Below are 3,557 nucleotides of genomic sequence, written 5' to 3' on the forward strand. Positions count from 1 at the left end.
TTCAATTTTGGAGCCAAATTGTTTTGAAATGAAACCTCAACTGTGGTGATATAACGCATGATTGCCTGTAATTCATCTAATACAGACTTTCTATTTTATTAGACCCAAATTCTCTAATTCTTTTATAGCATTATTTTTTGAAGGTGAGTAATCATTCCTTGCAAAGTTTTTAATTTCTTCAACATGTTCATAAAACACTGTGTTTATTTCTTTTAAATTCTCAATAAATAAGTCTAATATACTTGAGTCTACATTTTCCAAAGGAGAAGGCAATTGTTTCTGATTCTCAAATAAATATGCCTCCTTAGCAGTTGCTGCAATTGCATAGCTAATGTTATCCCACATGGAAATATTTTGTTCATCTTCATCTAGTTGCATATAAATAAAGATCCCATTAAAGTCCGTTCCATCATCTAATAAAATATAGAGATCCTTTCCTGTCTTATTTTTATTTTCCAAAAAATCCCAACAATCATCTAAGGAAGCACGAATTTGAGATTTATATTGCGTTTTAATTTGGGTATATATTGCCTCTGAATAAGTTAGCATGAAATACAGATTATTTATTCTCATATTCTCAATTATAATCTTCAAATAAAAACTTAAAATAATAAGCCACTAATTTGTCTTTTAAATACTCTTCATTCTGAAGTGAGCTATTCAAACTTGATAATTCTTTATATGATTTTATTAATTCTTTATGATTAATAAAATAATCTTTAAGTGTTTCTTCATCGACACTTTCAATGGTTTCAGGCAAGTATTGTTCGCCAGTAACTTTATAAGAGTAGTAGCTAACAAGCGCTAAGAAATTTGCAATACAACCCCATACAGCTGGATTTGTATCCTTATCTAGTTCAAAATAAGTTAAAATATCTTCTTCATCTATGTTTTCTAATCTACTATAGAGTAAGTCTGGATCCGACTCTCTAATATTATTAATAGATTCACTCGTTAGTTCTAATGTCTTATTTACATATTCTTTATAATCTGAATTTTTTATATATTCTTTTAAAGGATCTGTTAGTCTCTGCATAAAACATAAGAGATTAATATTCAATTCCATTTCTGCTTCCTTTCTAATTTATAACATATTTACCATTCTCAACTATAAATTGTAAGCGTCCATTCTTCCTTCTAATTGAGTACTTACAACACCAATATAATAAGTATCTTCCAGTCTATCGCCTGAAATATTCAGTATTGCTAAGAAACGCTCAACCACTTTCTCATTTCTACTGAAATTAAAATATCGTTTGGTTGGAATTAAGCCGTTTTCTTTTTTTATAAAATCTTTATAATCTTCATGAAGAATCACTCTCCATATTTTTTCTTTTTCTTTCAGTAATGTATCTGTTGGTAAAGGTAAAATAATTTTAGATTCCATTTCATCTCCTATCTAGGTGCATAAGCCCACATACCTATTGTTCTTCCTCCATTATGTGGAATAACATTATGTATTCAAAATGGAACCAATTCCATTTGTCCCGGGAATTCAGTATGATGCCAAGACATACCTTCTCTAGTACCACCAATCTGCTGACTCAGCGTGAAAAACACTTAATGGAATCAATAAGTGTTTTTCTTAATTCAATAAATATAAAAACTACAAATAATTATAAGAAAACATATTCTTATAGGAGTATATCCTGATAACCAATTTCAGACAATACGCCATTAACAAATTTTATTCCTATGCCATTTTCTTTATCCCAATCACACTCACATAAAAAACCAAACTCTTCAATATTTTCATCAAAAGTTAAAGGAAACATGATTTGTTTGGGTTGCAACAAAGAATAAATTTTATCTTTGTCTCCAATTATATCTAAAAAATATTTTTTTTCGTTATTATTCGTGTAGCTTGAAACAATATCTGATATTTCACGATTGTAATATGATATAATTGCAGAATCTGCCTCTTTTACTATTTCATCTAAGTGATTATTGAAAAATATATAAGCTTTTTCCTGATTAATTTCAAATTCAGCATCTTCATCCGCATCAATATTGATTTCCAAAACATGGTGTTTATTGAAGATATCTAGAGAAATATCTTTTGTCCAACCGTAATTAAATTTTATTTTACCAAAAGTCTTATGATTTATTTCCATTGTTTTTTACAACCTTTCTTTCTATAAACCTAATAGTTTTTTAACTTCCGCTACCCCACCTAGATGTCCAAATTTACTATTGACAACAGATGGAACTAATTGCATTGTTTCCATATCATTTAATTCATGCCAAGTGAGCTTCCCTTGTTTCCGAAGTTTTGTAATCTCTTTTCTAGGCACGTCCAATTGTTTTGCTAAAAGTTCATCGGCAACTTTAAAGTTTTTATTTCTGTCAATACCCATATCAGGATGACTAATCTCACCCTCTGAAACAGGAGAAAAATCAGGAATTCCATCTTTATATTCAATACCATCAATATCGTATTGTTTTAAAACATCATTGACTTCATCCAATTCAGAAATAAATTTTGATTCTCCACGGTCGCCAGTCCACGAACCATTATTGACTGGTGTTTGATTAATCCTTTCATCGTAAGTACTTGGGTATGAAGCGCCTTTCTTCCCAGCTTCTTCTAGACCTCTAGCTACATCATCCGACATATCCTGTCCAGCTTTACTCCCTGCTTCCATCACATCATCCACACTACCGTCTAGATTCTTCGCGAAAGCACTGAGATTATCTGCTAGATGTGTTAGCTTCCCTCCACCACTTGATAGAACACCATCTGCTAGTTGTGGCTCTAGCCCAATATTCAGACGGAAGTTCTGTGCGGCTTCACTTAAAACATTATCTGCATGGCGCAAACCATCGCTTAGAGCATCTGCCGAATTCGATAGAATCTTACTTGGTCGGAGATTGTCTAACTGTTTGCCATAGTTTTTAATTTTAGAAAAGACATTATCCCCCAAGCCCTTGGCATTCTTCAAGACACCTTTGAAACTATCCAGGTTCTTAACTCCTTGTTCCAAGCCTTCTTTCAAAGTCGTTTTCAGACTGTTCTTAACGGCAGTAAGCCCTGCTGTCTTTCCTGTCTTGGCTAAGGTTCCTAGGTATTTCCCTGCTGGTATCAAGTCAAACAAGGCAAAGGTTCCTCTCAGTGTTCTCTCGGTCGCATCTAACTTCCGACCTGTGCCCCAGTCCTTACCGGTCGCTGCTGAGTACATTTCAGCACTAGCCAAGGCCACTCCTGCTACGGCTCCTGCTGGGGGACAGAAAATACTCAAGACAACAAGGCCAGCTCCTAGAGCGATATCTCGCCACATCTCTATCTTGGACTTCTCGTCATCAATCGACACATACTCGAAAGCTCGGGTTTGATGCATGGCTTGGACATATTCTGTCTCCGTCAGCCTGTGTTCCTTATAGTCCTTACTTTTTTTGAACTCCTCGTAGCTTTTCTGTAGAGCCGTTCTATAAGGGCTATCAACCTTGTAGAGTTCGTCAATCCCAATCTCAGCGGGGACGACTTCCTTGGTACCGACGGGATGGCCATAGGGATCTGTCACAGATTCAGTTCGCTTATAACCAACCTTGTTAGTCGT

The 3,557-nt window shown here is 34.4% G+C and carries 6 protein-coding genes; all 6 read right to left on the bottom strand.

Going from position 1 to position 3,557, the window contains the following annotated elements:
* Window positions 1–90: 90 nt before the first annotated feature.
* The gene (locus tag M1F97_RS09035) at window positions 91–573 is read right to left on the bottom strand and encodes an Imm6 family immunity protein (protein WP_247944875.1); all 483 of its coding nucleotides are present in this window, start codon (window positions 571–573) and stop codon (window positions 91–93) included.
* 4 nt (window positions 574–577) lie between these two features.
* Complete coding sequence (locus M1F97_RS09040) at window positions 578–1,066, bottom strand: Imm6 family immunity protein (RefSeq protein ID WP_247944876.1); 489 nt, start codon at window positions 1,064–1,066, stop codon at window positions 578–580.
* A 42-nt stretch (window positions 1,067–1,108) separates the two neighbouring features.
* On the bottom strand, window positions 1,109–1,387 hold the full coding sequence (locus tag M1F97_RS09045) for an SMI1/KNR4 family protein (RefSeq protein ID WP_247944877.1): 279 nt from the start codon (window positions 1,385–1,387) through the stop codon (window positions 1,109–1,111).
* Window positions 1,388–1,461: 74 nt separating this feature from the next.
* Window positions 1,462–1,560, bottom strand: coding sequence for an HNH endonuclease (locus M1F97_RS09185; protein WP_348771728.1), 99 nt, complete (start codon window positions 1,558–1,560; stop codon window positions 1,462–1,464).
* 74 nt (window positions 1,561–1,634) lie between these two features.
* Window positions 1,635–2,114, bottom strand: coding sequence for a DUF6985 domain-containing protein (locus tag M1F97_RS09050; RefSeq protein ID WP_049482470.1), 480 nt, complete (start codon window positions 2,112–2,114; stop codon window positions 1,635–1,637).
* 21 nt (window positions 2,115–2,135) lie between these two features.
* The coding region (locus tag M1F97_RS09055) for an HNH endonuclease (RefSeq protein WP_247944878.1) at window positions 2,136–3,557 on the bottom strand (1,422 nt) is incomplete at its 5' end.

Source organism: Streptococcus oralis (assembly GCF_023110435.1).
GTDB lineage: Bacteria > Bacillota > Bacilli > Lactobacillales > Streptococcaceae > Streptococcus > Streptococcus oralis_CF.

Bases quoted from the DNA above. Each gene is read 5' to 3' on its own strand.
- M1F97_RS09035 (WP_247944875.1), bottom strand. From the start codon at position 573: ATGAGAATAAATAATCTGTATTTCATGCTAACTTATTCAGAGGCAATA.
- M1F97_RS09040 (WP_247944876.1), bottom strand. From the start codon at position 1,066: ATGGAATTGAATATTAATCTCTTATGTTTTATGCAGAGACTAACAGAT.
- M1F97_RS09045 (WP_247944877.1), bottom strand. From the start codon at position 1,387: ATGGAATCTAAAATTATTTTACCTTTACCAACAGATACATTACTGAAA.
- M1F97_RS09050 (WP_049482470.1), bottom strand. From the start codon at position 2,114: ATGGAAATAAATCATAAGACTTTTGGTAAAATAAAATTTAATTACGGT.